The 25383-nt window shown below is 60.4% G+C and carries 22 protein-coding genes; 8 read left to right on the plus strand and 14 right to left on the minus strand.

Going from position 1 to position 25383, the window contains the following annotated elements; translation table 11 throughout:
* Positions 1-149 precede the first annotated feature (149 nt).
* Genes ACN0SW_RS04505 through ACN0SW_RS04515 form a run of 3 tightly spaced genes read left to right on the plus strand, consistent with a single transcriptional unit; the run spans position 150 to position 2974 of the window.
* Positions 150-1121, plus strand: a complete 972-nt coding sequence (locus ACN0SW_RS04505; protein WP_417726715.1) for a DMT family transporter — start codon at positions 150-152, stop codon at positions 1119-1121.
* Positions 1122-1136: 15 nt separating this feature from the next.
* Positions 1137-2054, plus strand: a complete 918-nt coding sequence (locus tag ACN0SW_RS04510) for an ornithine cyclodeaminase family protein (protein ID WP_417726716.1) — start codon at positions 1137-1139, stop codon at positions 2052-2054.
* Complete coding sequence (locus ACN0SW_RS04515; RefSeq protein ID WP_417726717.1) at positions 2051-2974, plus strand: alpha/beta fold hydrolase; 924 nt, start codon at positions 2051-2053, stop codon at positions 2972-2974. Before ACN0SW_RS04510 ends, ACN0SW_RS04515 begins: the two co-directional genes overlap by 4 nt.
* Here the strand turns inward: ACN0SW_RS04515 and ACN0SW_RS04520 are convergent.
* Both ACN0SW_RS04520 and ACN0SW_RS04525 read right to left on the minus strand, forming a co-directional pair.
* Positions 2971-4203, minus strand: coding sequence for an MFS transporter (locus ACN0SW_RS04520; protein ID WP_417726718.1), 1233 nt, complete (start codon positions 4201-4203; stop codon positions 2971-2973). The two genes, ACN0SW_RS04515 and ACN0SW_RS04520, sit on opposite strands and share 4 nt — an antisense overlap.
* A gap of 153 nt (positions 4204-4356) precedes the next feature.
* Complete coding sequence (locus tag ACN0SW_RS04525) at positions 4357-5145, minus strand: alpha/beta hydrolase (protein WP_417726719.1); 789 nt, start codon at positions 5143-5145, stop codon at positions 4357-4359.
* Between the two features lie 90 nt (positions 5146-5235).
* Here ACN0SW_RS04525 and ACN0SW_RS04530 point away from each other — a divergent pair, with 90 nt between their 5' ends.
* Both ACN0SW_RS04530 and ACN0SW_RS04535 read left to right on the plus strand, forming a co-directional pair.
* Positions 5236-6708 (plus strand): NAD-dependent succinate-semialdehyde dehydrogenase, encoded by a 1473-nt coding sequence (locus ACN0SW_RS04530; protein WP_417726720.1) that lies wholly within the window; start codon positions 5236-5238, stop codon positions 6706-6708.
* Positions 6709-6781: 73 nt separating this feature from the next.
* Positions 6782-8020, plus strand: coding sequence for an META domain-containing protein (locus tag ACN0SW_RS04535; RefSeq protein WP_417726721.1), 1239 nt, complete (start codon positions 6782-6784; stop codon positions 8018-8020).
* A 52-nt stretch (positions 8021-8072) separates the two neighbouring features.
* Here ACN0SW_RS04535 and ACN0SW_RS04540 read toward each other — a convergent pair whose 3' ends face one another.
* The 6 genes from ACN0SW_RS04540 to ACN0SW_RS04565 all read right to left on the minus strand — a co-directional run bounded on the left by ACN0SW_RS04540 (position 8073) and on the right by ACN0SW_RS04565 (position 14350).
* Entirely contained in the window at positions 8073-8540 is a 468-nt protein-coding gene (locus tag ACN0SW_RS04540) for an Hsp20 family protein (protein ID WP_417726722.1), read from the minus strand.
* Positions 8541-8679: 139 nt separating this feature from the next.
* Positions 8680-9501, minus strand: coding sequence for a trypsin-like serine peptidase (locus ACN0SW_RS04545; protein ID WP_417726723.1), 822 nt, complete (start codon positions 9499-9501; stop codon positions 8680-8682).
* Complete coding sequence (locus tag ACN0SW_RS04550; RefSeq protein ID WP_417726724.1) at positions 9498-10301, minus strand: trypsin-like serine peptidase; 804 nt, start codon at positions 10299-10301, stop codon at positions 9498-9500. Before ACN0SW_RS04550 ends, ACN0SW_RS04545 begins: the two co-directional genes overlap by 4 nt.
* Positions 10302-10366: 65 nt before the next feature.
* Positions 10367-11689, minus strand: coding sequence for a glycolate oxidase subunit GlcF (gene glcF, locus ACN0SW_RS04555; protein WP_417726725.1), 1323 nt, complete (start codon positions 11687-11689; stop codon positions 10367-10369).
* A gap of 21 nt (positions 11690-11710) precedes the next feature.
* Positions 11711-12856: a glycolate oxidase subunit GlcE gene (glcE, locus tag ACN0SW_RS04560; protein WP_417726726.1), complete on the minus strand. Its 1146-nt coding sequence runs from the start codon at positions 12854-12856 to the stop codon at positions 11711-11713.
* A 60-nt stretch (positions 12857-12916) separates the two neighbouring features.
* On the minus strand, positions 12917-14350 hold the full coding sequence (locus ACN0SW_RS04565) for an FAD-linked oxidase C-terminal domain-containing protein (RefSeq protein ID WP_417726727.1): 1434 nt from the start codon (positions 14348-14350) through the stop codon (positions 12917-12919).
* An 83-nt stretch (positions 14351-14433) separates the two neighbouring features.
* Between ACN0SW_RS04565 and ACN0SW_RS04570 the strand changes: the two genes are divergently transcribed.
* Both ACN0SW_RS04570 and ACN0SW_RS04575 read left to right on the plus strand, forming a co-directional pair.
* A complete protein-coding gene (locus tag ACN0SW_RS04570) occupies positions 14434-15153 on the plus strand; it encodes a DUF599 domain-containing protein (protein WP_417726728.1) in 720 nt (239 codons plus the stop codon).
* 36 nt (positions 15154-15189) lie between these two features.
* Complete coding sequence (locus ACN0SW_RS04575) at positions 15190-15549, plus strand: hypothetical protein (protein ID WP_417726729.1); 360 nt, start codon at positions 15190-15192, stop codon at positions 15547-15549.
* Between the two features lie 26 nt (positions 15550-15575).
* Here ACN0SW_RS04575 and ACN0SW_RS04580 read toward each other — a convergent pair whose 3' ends face one another.
* The 4 genes from ACN0SW_RS04580 to ACN0SW_RS04595 are packed head-to-tail and all read right to left on the minus strand — an operon-like array spanning position 15576 to position 22267.
* Positions 15576-17624, minus strand: coding sequence for a hypothetical protein (locus ACN0SW_RS04580; protein ID WP_417726730.1), 2049 nt, complete (start codon positions 17622-17624; stop codon positions 15576-15578).
* On the minus strand, positions 17621-20377 hold the full coding sequence (locus ACN0SW_RS04585; RefSeq protein ID WP_417726731.1) for a DUF4159 domain-containing protein: 2757 nt from the start codon (positions 20375-20377) through the stop codon (positions 17621-17623). The genes ACN0SW_RS04580 and ACN0SW_RS04585 overlap by 4 nt, the downstream gene beginning before the upstream one ends.
* Complete coding sequence (locus ACN0SW_RS04590) at positions 20374-21258, minus strand: DUF58 domain-containing protein (RefSeq protein WP_417726732.1); 885 nt, start codon at positions 21256-21258, stop codon at positions 20374-20376. Before ACN0SW_RS04590 ends, ACN0SW_RS04585 begins: the two co-directional genes overlap by 4 nt.
* A 1-nt stretch (position 21259) precedes the next feature.
* Positions 21260-22267 carry an AAA family ATPase gene (locus tag ACN0SW_RS04595; RefSeq protein WP_417726733.1) on the minus strand — a complete coding sequence of 336 codons (1008 nt, stop codon included), beginning with the start codon at positions 22265-22267 and terminating at the stop codon, positions 21260-21262.
* 69 nt (positions 22268-22336) lie between these two features.
* On the opposite strand from ACN0SW_RS04595, the gene ACN0SW_RS04600 reads away from it, so the two are divergent.
* Entirely contained in the window at positions 22337-22918 is a 582-nt protein-coding gene (locus ACN0SW_RS04600; RefSeq protein WP_417726734.1) for a DUF1285 domain-containing protein, read from the plus strand.
* 14 nt (positions 22919-22932) lie between these two features.
* On the opposite strand, the gene ACN0SW_RS04605 is transcribed toward ACN0SW_RS04600, so the two are convergent.
* Together ACN0SW_RS04605 and ACN0SW_RS04610 are read right to left on the minus strand one after the other, a co-directional pair.
* The gene (locus ACN0SW_RS04605) at positions 22933-24567 is read right to left on the minus strand and encodes a hypothetical protein (protein WP_417726735.1); all 1635 of its coding nucleotides are present in this window, start codon (positions 24565-24567) and stop codon (positions 22933-22935) included.
* Positions 24564-25259, minus strand: coding sequence for a thiamine diphosphokinase (locus ACN0SW_RS04610; protein WP_417726736.1), 696 nt, complete (start codon positions 25257-25259; stop codon positions 24564-24566). The genes ACN0SW_RS04605 and ACN0SW_RS04610 overlap by 4 nt, the downstream gene beginning before the upstream one ends.
* Positions 25260-25383: the final 124 nt, after the last annotated feature.

The raw sequence follows: 25383 nt of genomic DNA on the forward strand, positions 1-25383 counted from the left end.
TAGGAGGTTTGGGCTCAAACCTGCCAATCTCATACCCCTTCCTTTCTTTCACAACTACTCCCCCTTCTCCCCCCAAGCCTTACCGCAGGGGTTTACATTCGGTGGCCCCGCGTCTCATGTTCGGTTAAAGACAACTACCGTGGACCCCCATGACCACCGCCATCACCGTTCAGCGTTCCAACCTCATTGGCGCCGCCTATGCGCTTGCGGCGGTGCTGTGTTTTTCGCTCAACGATGTGGGGATTAAGTTCCTGTCGGACAGCTATGCGCTGCATCAGGTGGTGTTCATCCGGGCCATGATCGGGATCAGTGCCTTTACGGTGTTCATCATGCCCTTCGCGGGCGGACTCACCCTTATGCGCACGCGTCGCCCGCGGATGCATCTGCTCCGCGGTCTCTGCGTGGTCAGCGCCAACACCTGCCTCTTTCTCGGGCTGGCGGCGATGCCGATAGCGGATGCAGTGGCGGTGTTTTTTGTCTCGCCACTGGTGATCACGGTGTTTTCGGTGCTGTTCCTGCAAGAGACCGTCGGCGCCCGGCGATGGGCGGCCATTGCCGTGGGGTTTCTCGGTGTGCTGGTGATCGTCAAACCGGGCACGGCGGCGTTTCAAATCGCCTCGCTCTTGCCGGTTGCGGCGGCGTTTCTGTATGCCGTCATGCATATCCTCGCGCGCAAAATCGGCGGCACCGAAAGCGCGCCAACTATGGCCTTCTACATTCAACTCACCTTTGTGGTCGCAAGCAGCCTGATCGGGCTTGGCCTTGGCGACGGGCGTTTTGCCGGGATGGGACATCCCTCGCTCGAATTCCTGTTCCGCGCTTGGATCTGGCCTGATCCGGGGGATTGGCCGATCCTGATCATGCTGGGGATGTCTGGCATGCTGGGCGGTCTTTTCATCTCTCAGGCCTATCGGTTGTCCGAGGCCGCCTTTGCCGCGCCCTTTGAATATGTCGCCATGCCGATGGCGATCATGTGGGGGGTGACGGTCTTTGGAACTTGGCCCGATGCGACCGCTTGGATTGGAATCGCGCTTATTGTGGGGTCTGGCCTCTATCTCTTGTGGCGCGAGTCGGTCAAGGATGCGACGCTGGCGACCAAAGCCCCGACCTATCGCCGCTAAACAAAGGAGAAATCCATGAGCCTGACGATCATCCCCTTTGCCCAAGGTGAGGCGCATCTGGATTGGCTCGGACTCTGCGCGGCGTTTCAGGCCGGGCATGCACTACCCAAGGCCGAGATTGCCGACACCTTGCTTTATCGCGGCAAGGATACGTTGCTCAATCGGGCGGCTTGGATCGACGGGATGGGATTGGCGGTCAAATCCGCCACGATCTTTCCGGGAAACCCGGAACGGGGCGACCCGATGATCAACGGCGCGGTCAATCTCTATTCCGATACCGATGGCACGCTGGAGGCACTTGTCGATTTCCATCTTGTGACCAAGTGGAAAACCGCCGGGGACAGTCTTTATGCCGCCACGCGGCTGGCCCGGCCCAACAGCGAAACCATCCTGATCGTGGGGGCGGGTACGGTGGGCCGCTCGCTCTGGCAGGCCTATCGCGCGGTCTTTCCACAAGCGCGATTCAGCGTCTGGAACCGCACCCGCGCCAATGCCGAGGCGATGGCAGAAGAATGCGCGGGCATGACCGTGGCCGAGGATCTGGAAACCGCCGTGCGCGCCGCCGATATCGTGACCTCTGCCACCATGTCCACCGATCCGCTGATCAAGGGCGACTGGCTGCGCCCCGGCCAGCATCTCGACTTGATCGGCGCCTACCGTCCCGACATGCGCGAGGCGGATGATGCGGCGATGGTGCGGGCGCGGGTCTTTGTCGACAGTTTCGACACAACAGTAGATCATATCGGTGAGATCAAGACGCCACTGGGGACTGGCGCTATAACCCGCGACCACCTGATAGCGGATTTCTATCAGCCCGAGCGGTTTCAACGCCAATCAAGCGATGAAATCACCCTTTTCAAAAACGGCGGCGGCGCGCATCTCGACCTGATGACAAGCCGCTATATCCTCGATGCCTGGAGGGCGGCGACATGATCTGGCTCGGTCTGGTCACGTTTGCGGGCTTGATCTTCGCGGCTCCGTTTCTGCGCGAAGCGCTCAAACCCAAGATGACCGACACCGCCCGCATGAACGCACCTGGCGATTTCGTCCGCCTGTCGCGCGGGATCACGCATTTCCGCTGGCTCGGGGCTACGCGCGGGCCAGTGGCGGTTTGCGTTCACGGTCTGACCACACCGTCGTTTGTCTGGCAGGGGATAGCCGCGGGATTGGGGCGCTTGGGCTACCGGGTATTGGTCTATGACCTGTATGGGCGGGGCTATAGCGACCGACCCAAGGGCCCTCAGGACAGTGCCTTTTTCATTACCCAACTTGAAGAACTGCTCGAAGATCAGGGGGTTGAGGATGATATTACCCTTCTCGGTTATTCGATGGGTGGTGCGATTGCCACGGCCTTTGCCGCGCTGCATGCAGAGCGCCTGCGGACGCTTGTCCTCATCGCGCCTGCGGGATTGGGTCATGATTTGGGCCCGCTGGCTGATCGGGTGGCGCGCAGGGGAATGTTCGCACAGTGGTTAATGCTGGCCGGATTTCCAAGAAGTTTTCGAAGGGGCTGTGAAGCGGAGCGGCATCTGCCCTCCAGCGTGCCGGGTATCGTTGATCTGCAACAGGCCGAGTTGCGATATCGCGGGTTCGTGCCTGCGGTCGCGCGCTCCATCGCAGGGATGGTTTCCGAGGATCTGGCCGACATGCATGCGGATATTGCCGAAACACAGCTGCCGGTGCTGGCGATCTGGGGGCGAGAAGACACGATCATCCCATTGCACAGCATGGCACGACTGGCCGAGGTGAATCGCAAGGCGCGTCAGTACATCATCGACGGTGCGGGGCATGGTCTGACCTATACCCATAGCGAAGACGTGCTACGCGCCATGCGTAACTTGATGCGAGATTAAGCGGCCTGCATCCGGCGCTCTTTGACCGGCAGATGCACAATGGCGGAAAACGCCCCCACACCCACGCCGATCCACCAGACCAATGTATAATCACCATAAAGATCATACATCTTGCCACCCAGCCAGACGCCCATGAAGCTGCCCAACTGGTGGGAAAAGAACACGATCCCATAAAGCGTGCCCATGTAACGCAATCCATAGAGATGCGCGATGAGACCCGAGGTCAGCGGCACCGTAGCCAGCCAGAGCGCGCCCATCGAGACCGAGAATAAAAGCACGGTGGCCGGCGTGATCGGCGTAAGGATAAAAGCCGCCGCAATCAGTGTCCGGCCCAGATAGATCGCCGCCAGCAGGTTCTTTTTGGAATGGCGCTTGCCCAGCCAGCCCGCCGTCAGCGTGCCCGCGATATTGGCAAGACCGATAATCGAGATGGCCACAGCCCCAAGGGTCGACGTGGTGGTAATGCCAATATTGTGCAGCACGTCTCCAGACAGGATCGGGCCGCACATTTCGGTCACAAAGGCCGGGAAATGCGCGGTAATAAAGGCGAGCTGATAGCCACAGCTGAAAAATCCCAAAAATATCAGCGTATAGGAGGGATCACGAAAGGCCCGGCGCAGGATCGTGCCCATCGACTCCTCGACCACGGAGCGATCCACTGGCGCGGGTGCGCGCATCAACGGCAGCATCGCCAGAACCGCGACAATCACGGCGGCAAAGATCAGGAACACGCTCTGCCATGTCATCAGCGACAGCAGGAATTCCGCCAACGGCGCGCCGAACACCTGCCCCGCCGATCCGGCAGCAGTGGCGATGGCAAGGCTCATCGAGCGGTTCTCGTCCGAACTTGCCCGCCCAACCACAGCGAGGATCACGCCAAACCCGGTACCAGCGATGCCAAAACCCACGAAGATTTCGTAGAGCTGATGCGCCTCCGGCGTCACCGCAAAGGACGACAGCACAAGCCCCATCGCATAGGTCAGCGCGCCCAGAATGATCGCCTTTTGGTCGCCGATCCTTTCGGCCAACGCGCCGAAAATGGGCTGGCCGATGCCCCAGGCAAGGTTCTGGATGGCGATGGCCAGCGAAAACTCGGCGCGCGGCCAGTTGAACTCGGTCGCGATGGGGATCTGGAACACGCCAAAAGAGGCGCGGATCGCAAAGGAAATCAGGATGATCACGCAGCCCGCCACAAGAACGGGGGTAATCAGAGGGGCAGATTTCGGCATGGAGTCCTCGTGCAATATCCGCGCACTCTAAGGGACCGGCAGGGAACGTCAATTCAGGCTTTGTGATGGGGGGCATCACGTTTTGCGTGAGCGGGGCGAAGCCTATGTTGACGGTCTACAGCCGCGCGCATGGGCCTGTCACCAACGCCCCCTCTAGCCCAACAGCTGCTCGACCATCCGGCTCTTGGGGTCCTCCAGCGCCTCGATCACGTCGAAATGGTGCCGTCCCTTCGCAATCTCATGACCCGCATTCCACGCCGATGCCAGCCACCGCGCCTGATCCAGAAACACCGGCCGTTCGTCAGCGCCGACCCAGACCGTGACCGGCACAGGTAAGGGCCGCATAAGCGCCGGGCTTTCTGCCTCTGCCGCCATCCGGTCTAGTTGGAATTGCTCATTCATCGAGGTTTGCAGCAGCGGTCGGAGGTCAGACACCGGAGAGATTGGCATGACATGGCTCAACCGCGCCGCCACATCGGCGGGCAACGCACCCGGCACCGCCATACGCGCCACCAGATGGCCACCCGCAGAATGCCCCACAAACGCCAGCGGCCCTTCGCTTCGCGCCGCCAGAACGCAGGTTGCGCGCGCAATCTGCCGGGTGATGTCCGCAATCCGCACCTCAGGGCAGAGATCATAGGACGGCATCGCCACCGCCCACCCCCGCGCCAAGGGCCCCGCCGCCAGATGCGACCAATAGGACCGGTCAAACCGTAGCCAATAGCCGCCATGCACAAAGACGCAGAGCCCCCGCGCCGTGCCTGTGGGGTGAAAGAGGTCAAATACCTGCCGCGCCCCGTCACCGTAAGGCAGGCCAAGCTCTGCCCGGCGTTGCGCAGTCAACCTTGCCCGAAATGCCTCGGCAGCAACGGTCCAGCGCGCCGGATACTGCGCACCTCCCGGAATATGGGGAACGTTGGCATAAGCATCGTCCAGTTCCACAGTGTATTCTCCTTCATCTGGCCCTAGACATTCCTAGCCCAAACTGGTCTGTGTTTGCGAGATCAAAAGCCATGCCAAGAGGGAAATGCAATGACCAAGACCGACCTGAAATCCATGCTCAAGGATCCCAGCCTGTTGTGCGAGCGGGCCTACATCAACGGCGAGTGGGTGGATGGCGACAATGGCACCTTCGAGGTCACGAACCCCGCGCGCGGCGATGTGATCGCGCATGTGGCAGACCTCAGCCGTGCGCAGGTTGCGCGGGCAATTGCCGCTGCAGAGGTTGCGCAGAAAGAATGGGCGAAATGGAGCGGCAAGGAGCGCGCCGCCGTGTTACGCCGTTTCTTTGATCTGATGATGGAAAACCAGCACGATCTGGGCGTTATCTTGACCGCCGAACAGGGAAAACCACTGGCTGAGGCCAAAGGGGAGGTCGCTTATGGCGCGTCCTTCATCGAATTCTTTGGCGAAGAAGCAAAGCGCATCTATGGCGAAACGATTCCGGGCCACCAGCGCGACAAGCGGATCACTGTGATCAAGCAGCCAATTGGCGTCGTTTCTTCGATCACGCCCTGGAACTTTCCCAACGCCATGATCACCCGCAAGGCCGCACCAGCGCTGGCAGCGGGATGTTCTTTCGTGGGCCGCCCGGCGGCGGAAACGCCGCTTTCGGCCACGGCCATGGGCCTCTTGGCTGAGCGGGCAGGCATTCCTGCAGGGGTGTTCAACATCGTCACCTCGTCGCGTGCCTCAGAAATCGGCAAGGAATTCTGCGAGAACCCGGTGGTACGCAAGATCACCTTTACCGGCTCGACTGAGGTCGGGCGCATCCTGTTACGTCAGGCCGCCGATCAGGTGATGAAATGCTCGATGGAACTGGGCGGCAATGCGCCCTTTATCGTGTTCGACGATGCCGATCTCGATGCGGCGGTCGAAGGCGCGATCCTCTGCAAGTTCCGTAACAATGGTCAAACCTGCGTCTGCGCCAACCGTATCTATGTGCAGGCCGGGGTTTATGACGCCTTTGCCGCCAAGCTGAAAATCGCAGTCGAGAAGCTCAAAATGGGCGACGGTATGGACGATGGCGTGGCGCTTGGGCCGCTGATCAACGCTGACGCCATTACCAAGGTGCAGGAACATGTGGCGGACGCCAAAGCCAAGGGGGCCACGGTCATTCTGGGCGGAGGAGAGCCGGTGCAGGGTGCGGGCTACTTCCTACCGCCGACCATTGTCACCGGGTGCACGCAGGAAATGCAGTTTGCCACGGACGAAACATTTGGCCCACTCGCGCCGCTCTTCAAGTTCGAGACCGAGGATGACGTGATCGCGATGGCTAATGACACGATCTTTGGTCTGGCCTCGTATTTCTATGCCAAGGATCTGAGCCGCGTTTACAAGGTGGCCGAGGCGCTTGAGTACGGGATCGTAGGTGTCAACACCGGCATCATTTCGACCGAGGTGGCCCCGTTCGGCGGCGTCAAGCAATCCGGACTCGGACGCGAAGGCAGTCACCACGGGATCGAGGATTTTCTCGAAATGAAGTACATCTGCATGAGTGTCTGACCAAAGCGGCACTCGACCAAGAGCGGGGCAGTCGCTAGGATGGCCGCAGATCCTGTTGCATAGGAGGCGGACGATGGCCCGCGCAATCCTCTTTGCTGGTCTGATGGCCCTCATGCCCGCAGCAGCGGCGCAAGCACAAGACGAGACGCGCATGGTTTCAGGCGCGCTTGGGTATCTGCAACGGATTGCCCTGCCGCCCAATGCCCGCGCCGTGATCGTCGCAGAGGGGCGTTTCGGGGCAATGTTGGGCGAGGCAACGATTGAGGCCGATGGCAAACAGGTGCCTTTACCCTTCGAGATGACGGTGCCGGCCAACCTCTCGGGGGGGCTGAGCGCGGTCATCCGCGTTCAGCAAAAGCCACGCTGGATTCTGCGGAATTTGCCCTTTTCGGCGGGCACTGCGCAGGTGGATCTTGGCACGCTCATTCTGGAGCCCGTGACGGCGATGGCCTTTGCAGTTGATTTTATCTGTGGGGATACAACAGTTTCCTTCGGCATGCTGGACAATGAAACGGTACTGCGGGCAGAGGGTCGGGATACTCCTATGTCGCAGGTCGTATCAGCCTCTGGCGCGCGCTTTGAAGGCATCAAAGATCCTGAAACGGAATTCTGGAACAAAGGCGACTTGGCGATGGTCCGGCTTGAGGGCCGCGATTTACCCGAATGCCGACAGGTGCCGCCACCGCAACACCAAAGCTACCGTGCCAGAGGTAACGAGCCGGGCTGGTCCGTTGTCCTAACTCCAGAAACCGCAGAGATTACTGCCGACTATGGCGAGATCAGCCATAGCCTCGCGCGCCCGGATGTGCAGGTTTTGCCGGGCATCTATGCATTCGACATGCCTGATATCGAAGCGCGCCTGATCATCCAAGAGGGGATTTGCAGGGACGACGCCACCGGTATGCCGCACCCAGATACCGCGGTGTTGGAACTCGGCGATCGTATGCTGCGGGGCTGCGGGGGGGCACCAGAGGATTTGCTGACCGGCCCGGTCTGGCAGGTGACCGCGATCGGAGAGGCATCGCTGATCGAGCCGGAGCGCCTTTCGGTTAATTTCACAGCGCCGGGACGGGTTGCGGGCAGCACAGGCTGTAACCGCTTGGTGGGGGGCTATACGCTGACCGGAGAAGGTCTGCAATTTGGGGCTATGGGAAGTACGATGATGGCCTGCCCCGAACCATTGATGGAGCAAGAGCGCGAGATGCTGGACGCATTGGAGCAGATCACACGGTTCGACATTGCAGATGATGGCGCACTTCTTCTGATCGGCGGGGCCGAAGATCGCGTATTGATCGAAGCGCGCCGTCCATGAAAGCCACACGCCCGGTCAGACATCTCTGACCAGGCGCAGAATCGGAACAGGTTCAGTTTACCTTATCGGCGTCGACCACTTCCTTGGTCACGACATCACCGCTGGCAATCGCTATGCGCCGGGGCTTGAGCGCCTCGGGCACCTCACGGCGCAGGTCGATATGCAGCATCCCATCGGCATGGGTGGCCCCAATCACGCGGACATGATCGGCCAGTTGAAAGCGCCGTTCAAAAGCACGGGTGGCAATGCCACGATGCAGGTAAGTGCGGCCCTCATCCTCGTCGCTCTTGCGCGCGGAAACGACAAGCGCGCCGTCTTTGACGTCAACGCCGAGATCGGCGGCGGCAAAGCCCGCGACGGCGATCGAGATGCGATAGGCATCGTCGGCGGTTTTTTCGATGTTATAGGGCGGATAGGTCGGTTGGGGCACATCGCTGGCCATCACCCGATCCATAAGATCAGCGATCTGGTCGAAACCGACGGTGGCGCGGTAGAGCGGGGCTAGATCAAAATTACGCATGGGTCATCCTCCATTGAGCGATACCTGAATTGCGCCTTCCCCTTAGGGGACAGGCTATGATGTCCGGCCCGTTTTACGGCACCGGAACACATGCGATGTGGGAAGCCTTCGCGCGCCTGTCAAGACCCTCGCAGGGCCCTCAGGGCTTTGCAAACTTTGCGCCGGATGTGACAGCAAGAGTGCCCACCGTCACGCGACGAAAGCCGGGGTTGATCTTGTTCGACAAGGGAGGCGCGGCGCGCAGAATCCGCTTGAGCACCGGTACCAGATCGGGAAGGTCCATGCCATAGGCGCGGTGCGTGCCGGTTTCCCATTCACCTCCGCTGACCAACGACAGGATACGCGCCCGGCCACCATCGCGCACAAAAACCGGTGCACCGGAAGACCCGCTGATCACCGCGCAATCGAATGCCATGACCCCGTCAGACCGCCACAACAGGCCGCAATCGCGCTGCCAAGACGGGGCCTTGTCACGATCCTTGCCATAAGAGACGATGCTGACCCGCTGGCTCGGCGCAGGGGCGCCATAGAGGTTAAACGGCGCGGCGAGCGCTGACGGGATCGCTGTGGACAGGTGCAAGAGGGCGGCATCACGCCTGACATTCTCGGTCTGCATTCCCGCTGCCGGATCATAGCCGGGGGTGACCGCATACCGCGCAACCTGCACTTGGGAAATCGCCACCCCATCACGCAAACCGGCGCGAAACAGGATAGTTTCTGCCGCGATCGGGCGGTTTGCGGCGTCATAGAGACAATGCGCCGCCGTCAGAACTTGATCCGGAGCAATCAACACCCCCGTACAATAGCCATCCCGTCCGAGATCAACCCGGCCCACAGCCTCCCAACCAAAAAGGTCGTCACGGTCGGTAAGTCGAATGAGGCCACTGGTCTGGGCCATTGCACCCGTGACGCAGAGCATCAACGCGGCGAGTGCCAGCAGAGCTATACGCCAAATCTTCATGGCTTGGCGAATTTTGCGCCCGTGTCGCGCCGGATACCAGAGGTGAACATCTTGGGGGCCGCTTCCTGAAACACGCCCGCGCCATTATCGAGGGCCGCGCGCAGGGTTTGCAGCGGATCGATCAGTTGCGTGCCAAGCGACACTTTGCGCCCTTCAACCTCGGCCATGGCGGACACCACCGAGACGATACGCGGCACACCCCCTTCAAAGCTGAAGATTGGTGCGCCGCTCGATCCGAAATCCACATCACAGGACATGACCAAAACACCATCCTGACGCGCCAGAACCTCGCATATATTCTGGAGCGATGGCGCCTCAGAACGGTCGCGGGCATAGCTGACTATCCCAATCTTTTGCCCTTTACGGGGGCGAGCATCCGTCTCGAACGGGGTGACGCGAGTGTTGTTGATTGGATGATGCAACTCCAGCAGTGCCACATCATTACGGACCCGATCAGCGGTTACATTGGTCGCCGGTGCATAGTCCGGATGCGTCACCGCACGCCGAACAGAGCGATAGGCAGCTGCGCGGCCATTGCGCCAACCGGCCATGAATTCGATCCGCGCCGGATCAAGGCGTACGCCGGTTTCCTTGTCAAAGAGGCAATGCGCCGCAGTCAACACCAAATCAGGCGCCACCAGTGCCCCGGTGCAAAATCCGCGCCCGCCCAGCTCTAGCCGTCCCACGGCCTCCCATTGGCGGGCTTCGTCGCCTACATCCAACCGCTGCAAGCGGCTGTCCTGTGCCAAGGCGGCGCCCGAGGTGCCGAGCGCCAGCACAATTATCAGGAATCGCAGCATGAGGTCTCCGACCGTTTTCAGACACTTGCCTGATAACAAGCGTTTCGGGCCAGATTATGACCACACTAGCGCAGGATCGGAACCCCCACCATCCCTTGGGTCGCACGGGTCATCGCGGGCGGCTTGGGTCCGCCGGTGGCCCAATCGAGCAATTCAACCGTATGTACCACGGGGATGCCTGTGCCTGATCCGATCTGCATCATACAGCCGATGTTTCCCGCTGCGATCGCGTCCGGCTTCTTGGCCTCAAGCGTGCGCACCTTGCGGGTCTTCAACTGCTTGGATATCTCAGGCTGCATCAGGTTGTAGGTGCCCGCCGAGCCACAGCACAGATGACTGTCCGCAGGTTCGACCACACTGAACCCCGCGCGTTTGAGCAGATCCTTGGGAAAGGTCTTGATCTTTTGCCCATGTTGCAGCGAACAGGCGGCATGATAGGCGATCACCATCTCCTTATCCCCACCTTCTGGCAGATCGAGTTGCATCAGGATTTCGCTTATATCCATAGCAATCGCGCTGACGCGGGCGGCGTCTTTGGCTAGGGACTCATGCCGGAACATATGGCCGTAATCTTTGACTGTCGTGCCGCAGCCGGACGTATTGATCACGATGGCATCAAGACCCGCTCCATCCATTTCGCGCGCCCAAGCCTTGATATTCTTGGCCGCCGTTGCATGGCTCTCGCCCGTCTTGCCCATATGATGCGTGAGCGCCCCGCAGCAACCCGCGCCCTCGGCCACAACAACCTCGCAACCCAACCGAGTCAAAAGCCGGATAGTGGCGTCGTTTATATCGGTATTGAGCGCCTTTTGCGCACACCCCGTCATCAGCGCCACACGCTTCTTGCGCGCGCCCTGCGCGGCAAATGTCTGCGGATCGTCATTGCGACTGACAGGCGGCACCTGCTTGGGCGCCATTTCCAGCATCGCGCGCAACCGCGCATCTGGCATCAGCCGAGCAAAGGGCCGTCCGATCTTGGCCCCAAGCAAGGCCACGCGAAAGCGCGTTGGATAAGGCAAAATTCGCGCCAGAATCCAGCGCAGCGCGCGATCCCCCAAGGGCCGCTTGTAACGCTCTTCGATATATTCCCGCGCCTGATCAACCAGATGCATGTAATGCACACCTGAGGGACAGGTGGTCATACAGGCAAGGCACGAGAGGCAGCGGTCAATATGCTTGACCGTCTTAGCGTCCGGATCACGGTCATTCTCCAACATATCCTTGATGAGATAGATACGCCCTCTGGGGCTGTCCAGCTCATCGCCCAACACCTGATAAGTGGGGCAAGTCGCAGTGCAAAATCCGCAATGAACACAGGATCGCAGAATCTCATTTGCGCGGGCAATCTTCGGGTCTTCGAGTTGTTTGGCGGTGAATTCGGTTTTCATCTGTCTCTACTTTCCCGTCGTTCAGACGGCTGCACCCGTGGCCATAAGTCCGGGGTTGAGAATTTGTCTTGGGTCGAATTTCTGGCGCAACCCCTCTTGCAAAGCCGCGACTGGCGCAGGCAGCGGGGGAAATGCGCCTTGGCTTCGATCCCCTCGGATCAGCGTCGCATGGCCACCACGCACAGCAACGACGCTGCGGATCTTGGTGGCGGTCAGCCCCGATCCTTCAGCCGCCAAGAGCCAGATCAAACCACCGCCCCAGTCATAAAACGCCTCGCCTCCTGCAAGATCCGCGACGACCGCCGGTGCGTCGCTGGGCTTCACCGAAACACGCCAGACATCGCCGGCGCGGCCATGAAACGGACCAACATCACGGATATGCGCCCATGCCGCAGCGGTTTGTTCCGGATCTGCCTCAAACACGCAGGTTCCAAATTCGGCCAGCAATCGGGTCAGCGCTTCTGCCCGATAGGCGACCGAGTTCTCAAAGCCTTCCAGCCGGATCATCGTCACCGGCGCGCCCCCCGATCCCGCCTGAAGATGCGCGGCCCCCGTCACCTCATAGGGGGACGCCAATGCACGACAAAGCGCTGTCACAGCCGCAGCGTCGCTCAGCCCTTCGATACGCAGCATGCCCATGCTGCGCGGCTTGGGCAGCACCTTGAGCGCCACCTCGGTCAACACGCCCAATGTGCCGTAGCTGCCCGCCATCAGCTTGACCAGATCATAGCCAGTGACGTTCTTCATCACCCGACCACCATTCTTGACGATTTGCCCACGCCCATCGACAAATCTCACCCCCAAGAGGAAATCTCGGCAGGCACCGGCCTGAATGCGGCGAGGCCCACTGACATTGGCGGCAACCACGCCACCGATCGTGGGCGTTCCGCTCGTGCCCAAAAGGGTCCGGTGATCCATCGGCTCAAACGCCAGCCGTTGGCCCTCGGCCTCTAGTGTCGCCTCGACCTCGGCCAGCGGTGTGCCTGCCTGCGCCACCAATGTCAAAGCGCCGGGTTCATAAAGCCCGATGCCGCAAAGTCCGGCCGTGCTCAGTCGAACGCCATTTGACGGGGCGCCTATTGGTCGCGTACCGCCTCCCTCAATGCGCAACGGGGTTTCGGCCGCCCGGATGATCTCGGCAAGTTCTGCCTCGGTTTTGGGTGTCATGCTGCTTCTTCTTGGTAAAATATTCGGGAGGTCCGGGGACGCGCGCCCCGGAGCGATCACTCAGGCCACACGCCGCGCGTCAGAACTTGCCAACGGGAAAACCTTGGCCGGGTTGAGCAGCCATTTGGGATCGAACACATCCTTGACCGCCATCTGCGCCTCAAGGTCCTCAGGCGCATATTGATAGGTCATCAGATCACGCTTTTCGATCCCAACCCCATGCTCGCCGGTCAGGCAGCCACCCACTTCGACACAGAGCTTTAGAATCTCAGCCCCGAAATCTTCGCACAGTTCCAAATCACCGGGCTTGTTGGCATCAAACAGAATCAACGGGTGCATGTTGCCGTCGCCAGCGTGAAACACATTAGCCACGCCCAGCCCAAATTGCTCGGACATCTCGCCGATCCGCTTGAGAACATGCGGCAGCTGGCTGACCGGAATGGTGCCATCAAGACACATATAATCGTTGATCTGGCCCATCGCGCCAAAGGCGGATTTACGCCCCAGCCAGATCGCGGCGCTTTCTTCCGGTGAACGGCTCTGACGGAATTCCACCGGGTTGTGCCGCCGCGCAATTTCTTCGATCAGGCCAAGTTGCTCGTTGATCTCGGCGTCCGATCCCTCGACCTCAACGATCAGCAGCGCCTCACACATCGGATAACCCGCCTTGGCAAAATCTTCGGTCGCCTCAATGCAAGGGCGATCCATGAATTCAATCGCCACCGGCAGCACGCCTGCCTTGATGATGTCGCTCACGCAGGCACCCGCAACTTCGTTGCTGTCGAAGCCGATGAGCACGGGCCGCGCGCCCTCGGGTTTGCGCAGAATGCGCAACGTCGCCTCGGTCACGACCCCCAATTGCCCCTCGGAGCCGCAGACGACCCCCAACAGATCCAGCCCCTCGGCCTCAAGATGCGCGCCGCCCAGTTCCACCACCGTGCCATCCATCAGCACCATGGTCACACCCATCAGATTATTGGTGGTCACACCATACTTCAGGCAATGCGCCCCACCCGAATTCATCGCGATATTGCCCGCAATGGCACAGGCCAGTTGGCTTGATGGATCAGGCGCATAAAAGAAGCCATGCTCCTCTACCGCCCCGGTCACACTCAGATTTGTGCGCCCGGTCTGCACCCGTATAAACCGGTTGTCATAATCGGTTTCCAGCACAGCATTGAGTCGGGCAACCCCAAGAATCACGCTGTCAGCCGTGGGCAATGCGCCCCCGGCGAGGCTTGTGCCAGATCCGCGCGGCACGACCGGCACGCCCATTTCGTGACAGATGCGGAGAGCAGCCGCGACCTCTTGGGTCGATCCCGGCAGAATCGCCACCAAAGGCGCACATTTATAGGCAGTTAGAGCGTCACATTCATAGGCTCGGGTCTCGGACGGATCGGAAATGACCGCATCCCCCGGTAGAACCTCATGCAATCGCTCAACCAATTCGGCCTTTCGAGCCAGAATTTCCGAACTCGGGATAGGCATTTCCATGATGTAATCCTCTTTGATTGGTAATAAAATATAACCAATTTTTGCGTCTGGCAAGTCAAACCTGTCAAGGATAGCGTGCACAAATGATTTGGATGGATCAACTGACACATTTCGGCACGCTTGATGCCGTTGCACTCGGGGCCCTGGTCGGCGGCTGGCTATTAATTGGCTTGATGATAGAGAACCCGCCACGCACGCGCCCTTCGGTCACAGCATTGATGGCGCAATACCGGCGTGAGTGGATGGTGCAGATGGTAGACCGCGAGGCACGCATCTTTGACGCACAACTGCTCGCCAGCCTGCGGCAGGGCACCGCCTTCTTTGCCTCGGCCACACTAATTGCAATTGGTGGGGCGCTGGCGATGCTGGGCGATCTTGACCGCGTAATGGGAATTGCTGATGATCTGACCCCCGGCCAAGAACCCATCATCGTTTGGGAAATCAAGATCATGGTCATCTTGGTTTTTCTAACCAATGCTTTTCTCAAATTCGTCTGGTCCAATCGTTTGTTTGGCTATTGCGCCGTGATTATGGCCTCCGTGCCCAATGATCCAGCACATCCGGCCGCACCTCGACGAGCGCGCAAGGCGGCAGAGATCAACATCACTGCGGCGCGCGGCTTCAATCGGGGTCTCAGGGCGATCTATTTCGCACTCACGTCGGCGGCATGGCTGCTCGGGCCGGTGGCGCTTATCGCAGCCACGGGGTTTACCTGTCTGATGCTGTTGCGCAGGGAATTCGCATCGCAGTCCCGCGTCGTTCTGATGCAACCGGATATGACCGGTAGCCCCACAGAGTCGTGAGTGTGTTTCGCAGCGCGCTGCGCTATACTAACTGGCATGAAACAAATTTGTCTTATCCTCGCCGTCAATATGCTCGCCTCTTTTGCGATCGCTCATGAACCTGAGATTGTAGGCGTCAAGGCTGAGAAATCTGGTTTGGTCTGGCACGTGGATGTGACAATCGCGCATCCTGATACCGGCTGGGATCACTATGCCGATGGTTGGGAGGTTCTGGACAAGGATGGCAACCGCTTAGGTTATCGCCTGCTGCATCATCCGCATGTCGAGGAGCAACCATTTACAAGGTCGCTCAAAAATCTGGCGCTACCGGACGATACCGTCGAGATCTTCATAAAGTCGCATTGCTCGGTGGATGGGTGGTCTGACGAGGCCGTTCAGGTCGAATTACAGCCCTGACTGCATGCGCTCAGACGAGTATTTTTCTATCGGCGCCCTTCACGCAGCCAACCGGTCAAAATCAGGCTTGATACCAGCAACAGGACCAGCCATGGCGGCAAGATGGCCATTTGCCGGAGGCTCTGGGTCTCATAGGCGCCGCGCGGCGTAATCCCGATCCAACCGCGTCCAGCCGCGGGTCGTCCCTCGCGAACCTCGCGGATGGTCGGCACGCCGTCTTGCAGCGCCCAGATTCCGCCATTCTCAGCGTCGATTGCAGCTTGCAACACTTCCGCACTGGCAATCGTGCGCTCGAACTCCACCGCAGCGGCCGGGCCAAGGCCAATCACCGCGCTCTGTTCGCCGTTTTCCAGCCGGTAGAGCCCAATTTCCGGCCCATCATACATGGCCTCAAAGCGCCCCGGCGACACCTCAGCAAGCGGGCGCTCGACCACCTCGCCCGACGGGGTGGTGATTGTCACGGACCCAACTTCACCGTCGAGCGAGCGACGGATGACGCGCATTTGCTGCCCCGTGGCCTCGGCCCAGAGGGCCTCTTCCTCTAGTTCGGGTTCCTTCATCATCCAATGCGCCAGACGCCGCAGCAGTTCCAGTTGCGGCCCGCCGCCCTCGAACCCGCGCCCCCAGAGCCACGCGTGATCCGAGGCCAAAAGCGCCACCCGCCCTTCTCCCACACGGTCAAGCAGCAGCAGCGGTCGATCTCCAACACCGGACATGACGACATCGCCACCGGTTTGAGTGATCTCGATTTGACGCATCCAACGGCCCCAATCGCCCGCAAACTCCCGATCCAACCCCGCCGTTACCGGATGCCGCTCGCCAAGCGCCGTGACTTTGGGCCGATACCCCTCCTCGACCACACGGGCGGTAGGACGGCCGGGCACGATGGCCTCGAACGGACCACGATAAATACTCTCGGCCCCAGCGAAATCCGGCCCCGCCGCAAAGAGAACAGCGCCCCCATTCTCAACATATTGGCGGATATTCTCCAGATAGATTGTCGGCAGGATTCCCCGCCGCCGATAGCGGTCAAAAATGATCAGGTCAAAATCATCGACCTTTTCCAGAAACAGCTCGCGCGTTGGAAAGGCAATCAGAGACAATTCCCGCACCGGAACGCCATCTTGTTTCTCCGGTGGCCGAAGAATGGTAAAATGCACCAAATCGACCGAGCTGTCTGATTTGAGAAGATTGCGCCATGTTCGCGTGCCCTGATGCGGCTGACCCGACACCAAGAGCACGCTCAGCCGGTCACGAACGCCATTGATCTGCACGAGGGCAGTGTTGTTACGGTCAGTCAACTCTCCCTCGGCGGCCGGAGTGGTGAATTGCAGCACATTGCGACCGCCATGCGGCAAGACCAGTGGCAGAGTGATTTCCTCACCCAAAGGCACCTCAAAGCGGCGCGATTCTTCGCCATCCACCGAGATGTCGAGCGGTACACTGGTCACGCCCACGGGTGCGGCACCGTCATCAGTGACGGTCAGCGTCATCTGCACCTCTTCACCCAGAATGGCGAACGCAGGTGCATTGTCGATCCTCAGTCGCCGGTCCCAATCCCCATCGCGGCCTGTGTGTAACAAATGCAGCGGCGCAGGTATCTCCGGGGCACGGTCTGCGTCATGCACAAGCCCGTCCGAGAGCATGATCACGCCAGCGATGCGGCCTAACGGCTCTTCGGCCATCGCCTGAGCCAATGCCGTCATCGCCTGCGTGCCGCCGTTGTCCGGGGCGTCAGGCACCCGCACGCGGCGCACTTCAGTATTCGCGCGCGCCTCGAGACGTGCCGCCAATACAGCAGCCGCTTCTTTCGTGCTTTCGGCCCTATCCGCCAGTCCTTGACTGGCGCTTTCATCCTCAACCAGTAACACGATGTCGCTAAGCGGTATGCGCTCTTCTTGCTGATAGGCCGGGCCCATCAGTGCGGCCAATATGACCAACCCTGCCAGCGTCCGAAGTGGCCAACCGGCAAGCCCGCGCCAAAGCGCCAACGCCAAGCCCGCCGCGACCACGACCGCCAGACAGGCAATCAACCAGAGCGGCAGCAGAGGGTCAAAGATCACACTGCCTGTCATTGGCCCAACCTGTCGAGCAGTGCAGGCACATGCACCTGATCGGATTTGTAATTGCCGGTCAACACATGCATCACCAGATTGACACCAAAGCGGTACGCCAGTTCCCGCTGACGCTCGCCCGCATATCCGCGCCCAACCGGGTACATCGGCGCGCCGCGCTCGTTCACCGCCCAAGCGGCGGCCCAGTCGTTGCCGCCAATCACCACCGGCGTCACCCCATCGTTGAGATTGCGAAACGGCATGCCTTCAATCTGTTCGGCATCGGGGGGGGCGGCCTCGACCCACACCGCGCGCCCCATGTGACGACCCGGAAAGTCAGTCAGGAGGTAGAAAGTCCGCGTGAGAACGTGATCTTCGGGCAGAGGTTCCAGCGGCGGGATGTCCAAAGGCGCCGCCAAACGTTGCAACCGTGCGCCGTTGGGGGACGCCGCACCGAACCCCGCGATATCGGCATCGCGTGTATCAAACAAAATCAGGCCGCCGTTGCGCAGGTAGTCGTTCAGCTTGACATAAGCCTCTGCCGAAGGGGTCGGTTGATTGACGCTGATCGGCCAGTAAAGGATCGGATAGAAGGTGAGATCATCGCGTTCAAGATCAACCGCTATCGGCTCTGCAGGTTCCACTGAAGTGCGGAAATTCAACACCTGCCCCAAACCGCGCAGCCCGGCACGCGCGGTGTCGTCAAGCTGAACATCCCCCGTGACCACATGCGCAAGAGCCAGCTCTTCTGTTGCAAGCAGCGCGCGCGCATCGTCCTGCGCATGGGCGTCTTGTACCGCCCCAAGGCTAAGTGCGATCACAAGTGTAGCCATTGCACGCACAGGCCAGAGCCGTCCGGAAAGAGCGAGAGACGCAAGAATATCAACCGTCAGCAGCAAAAGCGCCGTAGCCAGAAGCCACCCAGCCAGAGGCGTTTCTGGAGAAGGTTCCAGCCCCTCGACCGAAATACGGGCCGGCCATTCCACCGCATTAAGCACCGTATCAGAGGCGATCACATTGCGCGCAACGCTGCGCTCTGGTCCGTCATAAAGACCCGGTAAAAGATCAGAACCAAGCGGCGCATTCAGCAGCCGCTCGCCCGTCACACCGGGGAGGTTATCCGCATCGCGCAGCGCACCAAATCCATCCAACACCTTGACCGGTTGCCATGTGGTGCCTTGCAGTTCCGCCGCATCAGGCGGCGCCATGGCCGAGGAGACCGCCAGCCGTTCAAGCATCTGCACAAAGAGACCCGAAAGCGGCAGGCTCGACCATTCGGCATTTGCGGTCACATGAAACAAAACCACCTGCCCCGCGCCGATCCGTTTGCGTGTAACCAGCGGGGTTCCGTCGCTCAATTGGGCGATGACCCGGTCCGCGAGCGTCGGATCGGGCTGCGCCATCACCTGCGCGCTCACCGTCACATCCGAAGGGACATTCAGCCCCTGAAATGGGCTGCCGTCGACAAAAGGAGCAAGCGCCTTGGGCTCACCCCAGCTCATCGCACCGCCGACCGTTCGTCCGCCCGCACGCAGCCGAACCGGCATCAACGGGTCCTCATCGCCGCGTGACACGTCGCTCGCAGCCACCCGCGGTCCGGCAAAACGCAAAAGAAGCCCGCCCTTGTCTGCCCAATCGAGCAACGCCGCCTGTTCCGCGCCCGAGAGCGTCGCCACATCGGCCAGCACAATCACATCAGGGTTGGCGGGCAAGACATCCATCAGCCCCCCTTCGAGCAAATCGGCGGTTGGGCTGAGGGCTTGTTTCAGGTAGTGCAGATGCGCCAATAGTTCCAGCCCCTCGCGATCCTCTCGGCCTGCGATAAGCGCCACCTCGCGGCGTTTCAGCCCATCATCGGTCAGGGTCACAGCCCCGGCCTGCGCTTCACCCGCAATTTCAAAACGCGTGACACGGGCGCGCAATTCAGGCGGCAGAGAGAGTGCGCCGGACGCCTCCGCCACCCCATCATCAAAGCTCAGCGGCAAGGTTGCCAAGATGCGCGAAACCCCTGCAGGATCGAGCCCGTGCGCATTAACCGTGATGCCGCGCTCTGTCCCCCCTGCCGCACGGAGTGCGCGCACAACGATCTGCCCGTCCTCAAGCACCGGCGGTGCCAGCGCGAACACGATGCGCGGACTTTCGTGAACAGTCACCGAGCCACGCGCCTCCAGCGCTTCCAAGAGCGCCATGCGTCCGTCCTGCGCCAGCCCGTCCGAAAACCAGCGAGTTTCGAATTCGCCCTCGCCCAAGGCCTCGGCCGCCCGGTCCATTGCCACGGCCTCAATCGCCCAAGGGGTCGGAACCAGTCCCGGCAAACGACTGCGCAAGGTCTCTGCGGCCTGAAACACCAACGCTTCAGGGGTGCTGAGTTGCATCAGTGCAGCAGGCCGCCCGTCGCGCCCCGCCTCAGCCAAAAGCGTGTCTATCACACCCATCTGCGCGGCCCAGTCCCGCGCGCTGGCCCAGCTGCCGTCAAGCAGGATCAGAAGCGGCCCCGACGCGCGCGCCTCGCCTTCGCCGCGTGGATTCAACACCGGCCCCGCCAGCCCCACAATAACCGCCGCCACCGCCAACATGCGTAAAAGCAGGAGCCACCATGGTGTGCGGTCGCTGACGCTATCCTCATCTTTGAGCCCCAGAAGCAGCGCCACTCCCGGAAATCGCCGACGGATCGGTGCGGGTGGCACGGCGCGTAGAATAATCCAGAGGATCGGCAAAGCGACCAACGCCCAGAGAAGCCAAGGTGCGGCAAATCCGATCGGGCCCAGTATCATGCGCCCGCCTCCCCGGCCATCGCCCCATGCAGCCACAAAAGCGCGGATTGCGCGCTGTCACCGGTATGATGGCTGCCATAGCGCCAGCCGGTCAAATGGCAGAGCGAGGACAGCTCGTCCTTGCGCTCTGCGAGGCGCTCCAGATAGCGCGCCCGCAGATCGCCTGCCTTCAACGTCTCATACGTCAAAGTCCCCCCCACGCTCTCGAAAATCGTGCGGCCATTGTAGGGAAACACCTCTTCAGCGGGGTCGAGAACCTGATAGAGCAGCCCGCGCACGCCGCGATCCGCCGCCGCTGTCAGGGCGTCGCGCAACGGGGCGAGATCCCCCATGAAATCCGAGATCAGAAGCGCACGACCATGCGGGATCAGGCCTGACATATCGGGGCTGGCGTAATCCTCATCGCTCTCTTGCACAAGCGCCTCAGCCAAGCGCGCCACCTGCGCCTGTCCACGCCGGGGCGGCAAGGCGGTGCCAGTCAGGCCCACCCGCTCTCCTCCACGCCCCAAGAGCACAGCTATCGACAGTGCCAAAAGCCGGGCGCGATCCGCCTTTTCGGGCAAGCTCTTGTCGCTGGAAAACCGCATCGAGGCGGCGGGATCGACCCAAAGCATCACGCTCTGAGCAATCTGCCATTCCCTCTGCTTGACGAACTGCACGTCAGAGCGCGCAGAACGGCGCCAGTCGATCATCCGGCGGCTGTCACCGGGTTGCACCGGACGATATTGCCAGAAATCATCACCCGCGCCTGCACGCCTGCGGCCATGCTCCCCCAAAAGCACTGTCCGCGCCAATAGCTCTGCTCGGGCCAAAAGCGGCGGAAGGCGGGCCGCCTCGGCTTCGGCGCGGGGGCGCAGAGTGTTGGGGGCAGGCGCGGTCATCTCAGGCGGCAGCCTGCACGTGGGATACACTCTCAACCGTGCGGGAAATCAGCGCTCCAAGGCTGTCGCCACGGGCGCGCGCCGCGAAATTCAGCGCCATGCGATGGCCAAGGACCGGCTGCGCCATCGCTGCAACATCATCGGCATCCGGGGCAAGCCGCCCTTGCAGCATTGCCCGCGCGCGTACCGTCAGCATAAGCGCCTGAGCGGCGCGCGGCCCCGGCCCCCATGCCACACTCTGGCGCACGATATCGGCGGCGCTTGTATCCTCTGGGCGGCAGGCGCGCACCAGATCGAGAATCGCCTCCATCACCTTTTCGCCCACCGGCATGCGCCGCAGCATCTGTTGCGCCGCTATCAACTCGGACGGGGTAAATACAGCATGCGCGGCCTCTTCGGTCGCCCCGGTGGTAGCCAAGAGAATGGCGCGTTCTGTGTCGCGATCCGGGTAAGGCACCTCGATCTGCACGAGGAATCGATCAAGCTGCGCCTCTGGCAATGGATAGGTGCCCTCTTGTTCAATCGGGTTCTGAGTGGCCAGCACGTGAAACGGCGTGCCAAGTGAACGGCTGACACCCGCCACCGTGACAGTGCGTTCCTGCATCGCCTGAAGAAGCGCGGATTGGGTTCGCGGGCTGGCACGGTTGATCTCATCAGCCATCAAGAGCTGGCAAAAGACAGGCCCTTCAATGAACTTGAAGGCGCGTTTGCCGTCCTGCGCAGTCTCAAGCACTTCGCTGCCAAGAATATCGGCAGGCATCAGATCCGGCGTAAACTGCACCCGGTTGGTATGCAGCCCCATCACCGTGCCGAGTGTCTCGACAAGTCGCGTCTTGCCCAGTCCAGGCAGGCCGATGAGCAACCCATGACCACCGCAAAGAAGCGCCGACAGCGCAAGGTCCACAACCTGCTCTTGGCCAATAAACCGTCGCGTGATTGAGGCGCGTGCCAGCGCCAATTTGCCCTCAAGCGCCTCAAGACCGGCCAAAAGATCGGTGTCATCGGTCATGGCAAAACTCCTGTCAGAACTATATCCTACGGTTAGAGTGTATAGCTTGAGACAGAAATGGCAAAAGCAATGAGCAAAGAAACCGTCACAACCCCGTCAGCCGAGGGGATCGCTGCCGCGGCAAGCGCCGTTCGGGCAAAAGGCAAGGGCTTACCCCCGGTTCACCTGTGGAATCCGCCATTTTGCGGCGATTTGGACATTCGGATCGCGCGGGATGGTACGTGGTTTTACCTTGGTACCCCCATCGGGCGCCCCGAGTTGGTTCAACTGTTTTCCACAATCCTGCGCCGTGATGGCGATGATTACTTTTTGGTCACTCCGGTCGAGAAGGTTGGAATAACCGTTGATGATGCCCCCTTTGTCGCCGTAGATTTCGAGGCCGAAGACACTGGCAAGGCGCAAAATCTGCGGTTTGAGACCAACGTCGGCGATCAGGTGACGGCTGGCCCGGATCATCCCATCCGGGTTGAACGCGACCCCGAAACAGGCGAGCCATCACCCTACATTCTGGTGCGCGCCAACCTTGAGGCACTGATAGACCGCAAGAGCTTTTACAGACTGGTCGAGATTGGTGATAGGGTAGAGGGCTGGTTTGGTCTTTGGTCCGGTGGTCAGTTTTTTGGAATCATCCCCGAGGCTGAATTGCCCTGACTTGCAACGGCAGGCTAGTCGCGGCTGCGCAAGGCACTGCGCTGAATGATAAATACGGTCACGAGCGGCAGACCAACGGTGACAAGCACGACGGTGATCAACAACATCCCCAACTCGCTATAATCCGCAGGTGTGGTGATCTGTCCAGAAGACGGATCGCGGACTTCGCGCGTGATGATGAAGATCTGATTGAGGTATTTGGTCAGCAAAGAACTGGCCGACAGCGCCAGATTGGTGAAAGACGCCATCACGGCAAAGAACGTGGCCTTTAGATTGTCCGGCGCGTTGCGGGCGATCCACGCCAACATCGGAATCATTGCCACCTGTCCCAAGGGCGATTCGATGGCGGTGTCGAGAATGGCGATGAACCGCGCATCAACAATACCACCGGTGAACGCGGCAGTGATCTCTTGCACCCCATAATAAAGCCCGATGTTGGGCAACGACAAAACTCCGCCCGCCAAGGTGAGCAGCACCACGATATAGACGATGCTGCGATGGGCCATGAGCGGACGCAGGATAACCATACCCACCAGCGTCAAAAGCGAGGTGATGAGCGAGAGCACCGCAAGGAATTGCTGATCAAAGGCCAAGAGGTCGATGGAAAACCATGTGTAGCCATCACCGGGGCGGGGCGTGGCGCGGAACATGAAGATGATCACCGCAGTGCCAACCAGCGTGCGCGCTTGAGCAGTGGGCAGGACCAGCACAAGCTGGCGCATGAGCAAGAGCACGATCACCATGGACCCGGCAAAGATAATCTCCTGACCATAGGGGATATCGCCCAGCCCGATCGTGAGTGACAGCGCCACGAACCCTGCGCCGCCGATGAAATACCACGGGTTGGGGCGGGTTTCCTCGCCCGGTCGTTCAAAGAGCGTGTCAGCTTCGGCTTCGCTCAGCCCATGCGTTATCAGCCCCCGGTGCAAGCGATGCTTTTGCCATGCCGCGAGCAGCACGCCCGACACTGACACCAGCGGAATCGAGAGGGCTGACAGATAGATCAGCGCATAGGTGGAACGCTTGGCCTCAGCATCGAGCGCCTCAATACCTGCAAACATGTAGATGTTGAGCGCCGCCACAGCGAGCGTGCCTGCAATCAACGCAAATCGGCCAAGCGTCTGCATCGTGGTGTGCAGGGCACGGGCGACCTCGTCGTCGATCTTGCGACCGTCAGCATCAATACGCGGCACCGCCTCGACCGACATGGCATCGGCAACCGCGTCCTGAATGACCAATCCGCACGGGGCCAGAAGGTACGACGTCACATACCACGCCCCTTTTGGCATGATCGCGGTCATCGCCTCGGTCTGTGTCAAAAGCAGATACATGATGAACACCGACAGCCCGATCAACCCGGCCCCGAAATAGACAAGCAACCATTTCCAGCGCCAGATGATGTCTACCAAATGTCCCAGCGGCATCTTGAGCGCCCAAGGCAGCCCCGCCCAAAAGGCGAGACCGGCCAGATAGGCCGCAGAAAGGTCTAGATATTCCTTTACGAAGAAAGTGCCGACGATCATCGTGAGGCCGGAAAACCCAGCCGCGAAATAGATCATCAAGGGGGGCAGAAAGGTCCAGCGCATTTGCCGTCCGAGATCGAAGACAACCACGTCAACCCATCTGGTCAGGCGCTGAGTCAATGTCATACGATGTGCCCCTCATCGGCGGGATCAGGCCAGCGGGCAGTGGTGCTGCGCAGGGTCGCAACAGCGATCTTGAGCATATCGAGTGGCAAAATCACCAGCATCTTGGGCGCAGTCACCGCCAAATGAACAGGGCCGAGCGCTGCGTTCGAAGTGCCGATACGTCCATCCGGAGCAAGGTTGAGCCCAGCTATCGGCCACTGCAGCCCATCAGACACCCCCTCGACCGCCCCCATGGGAAAGACCGAGATGCGGCAGCCCGCAGGCAACGGCAGGTCTAGCGACGGAGGACAGAGAAACATCAGATCACTGGCACCCAGCAGGATACAGCGCTGCCAAGGATGCCGCACAAGTGCCGTACAGGCCGCCAGTTGATGATCAAGCCGGTCCCCGCAAAACCCCAAACCTAAAATGAGCGGCGCCGATATCGCGGCAAGGCATTTCTCGAAATCGGTCGTGTTCTGATCCGGGTTCGGATATTGTGCGGCATCCGGGATGCTGGCACGGGCAGATTGTGAGATGCTGTCAAAATCGCCAATTACCGCGCGCGGCATAATTCCATGCTCCAGCGCGGTATCGGCCCCGCTATCGGCAGCGATCACAATCCGCGTGATCGAGAGCGCATGGTTAACATACCCCTCCGGCACAGCGGCCCCGCCGATCAAGATCACTGGTTCAGATTCACGGACAATCATTAAATTTGCCTCTTATCGTTGCCTTAACTAACCTGATGTCACATTCTGGCCACGAAATGATACGGTAAAAATCTAAGAATCGGGCCGCTTTGGTCTATGGCGTCATGGTAAACCCTGTCTTTGC

The organism is Roseovarius sp., assembly GCF_048262375.1.
Lineage (GTDB): Bacteria > Pseudomonadota > Alphaproteobacteria > Rhodobacterales > Rhodobacteraceae > Roseovarius.

Excerpts from the sequence above, each read along its gene's own strand:
- ACN0SW_RS04505 (WP_417726715.1), top strand. The coding sequence starts at position 150 with ATGACCACCGCCATCACCGTTCAGCGTTCCAACCTCATTGGCGCCGCC.
- ACN0SW_RS04510 (WP_417726716.1), top strand. The coding sequence starts at position 1,137 with ATGAGCCTGACGATCATCCCCTTTGCCCAAGGTGAGGCGCATCTGGAT.
- ACN0SW_RS04515 (WP_417726717.1), top strand. The coding sequence starts at position 2,051 with ATGATCTGGCTCGGTCTGGTCACGTTTGCGGGCTTGATCTTCGCGGCT.
- ACN0SW_RS04520 (WP_417726718.1), bottom strand. The coding sequence starts at position 4,203 with ATGCCGAAATCTGCCCCTCTGATTACCCCCGTTCTTGTGGCGGGCTGC.
- ACN0SW_RS04530 (WP_417726720.1), top strand. The coding sequence starts at position 5,236 with ATGACCAAGACCGACCTGAAATCCATGCTCAAGGATCCCAGCCTGTTG.
- ACN0SW_RS04535 (WP_417726721.1), top strand. The coding sequence starts at position 6,782 with ATGGCCCGCGCAATCCTCTTTGCTGGTCTGATGGCCCTCATGCCCGCA.
- ACN0SW_RS04540 (WP_417726722.1), bottom strand. The coding sequence starts at position 8,540 with ATGCGTAATTTTGATCTAGCCCCGCTCTACCGCGCCACCGTCGGTTTC.
- ACN0SW_RS04545 (WP_417726723.1), bottom strand. The coding sequence starts at position 9,501 with ATGAAGATTTGGCGTATAGCTCTGCTGGCACTCGCCGCGTTGATGCTC.
- ACN0SW_RS04550 (WP_417726724.1), bottom strand. The coding sequence starts at position 10,301 with ATGCTGCGATTCCTGATAATTGTGCTGGCGCTCGGCACCTCGGGCGCC.
- glcF (WP_417726725.1), bottom strand. The coding sequence starts at position 11,689 with ATGAAAACCGAATTCACCGCCAAACAACTCGAAGACCCGAAGATTGCC.
- glcE (WP_417726726.1), bottom strand. The coding sequence starts at position 12,856 with ATGACACCCAAAACCGAGGCAGAACTTGCCGAGATCATCCGGGCGGCC.
- ACN0SW_RS04565 (WP_417726727.1), bottom strand. The coding sequence starts at position 14,350 with ATGGAAATGCCTATCCCGAGTTCGGAAATTCTGGCTCGAAAGGCCGAA.
- ACN0SW_RS04570 (WP_417726728.1), top strand. The coding sequence starts at position 14,434 with ATGATTTGGATGGATCAACTGACACATTTCGGCACGCTTGATGCCGTT.
- ACN0SW_RS04575 (WP_417726729.1), top strand. The coding sequence starts at position 15,190 with ATGAAACAAATTTGTCTTATCCTCGCCGTCAATATGCTCGCCTCTTTT.
- ACN0SW_RS04580 (WP_417726730.1), bottom strand. The coding sequence starts at position 17,624 with ATGACAGGCAGTGTGATCTTTGACCCTCTGCTGCCGCTCTGGTTGATT.
- ACN0SW_RS04585 (WP_417726731.1), bottom strand. The coding sequence starts at position 20,377 with ATGATACTGGGCCCGATCGGATTTGCCGCACCTTGGCTTCTCTGGGCG.
- ACN0SW_RS04590 (WP_417726732.1), bottom strand. The coding sequence starts at position 21,258 with ATGACCGCGCCTGCCCCCAACACTCTGCGCCCCCGCGCCGAAGCCGAG.
- ACN0SW_RS04595 (WP_417726733.1), bottom strand. The coding sequence starts at position 22,267 with ATGACCGATGACACCGATCTTTTGGCCGGTCTTGAGGCGCTTGAGGGC.
- ACN0SW_RS04600 (WP_417726734.1), top strand. The coding sequence starts at position 22,337 with ATGAGCAAAGAAACCGTCACAACCCCGTCAGCCGAGGGGATCGCTGCC.
- ACN0SW_RS04605 (WP_417726735.1), bottom strand. The coding sequence starts at position 24,567 with ATGACATTGACTCAGCGCCTGACCAGATGGGTTGACGTGGTTGTCTTC.
- ACN0SW_RS04610 (WP_417726736.1), bottom strand. The coding sequence starts at position 25,259 with ATGATTGTCCGTGAATCTGAACCAGTGATCTTGATCGGCGGGGCCGCT.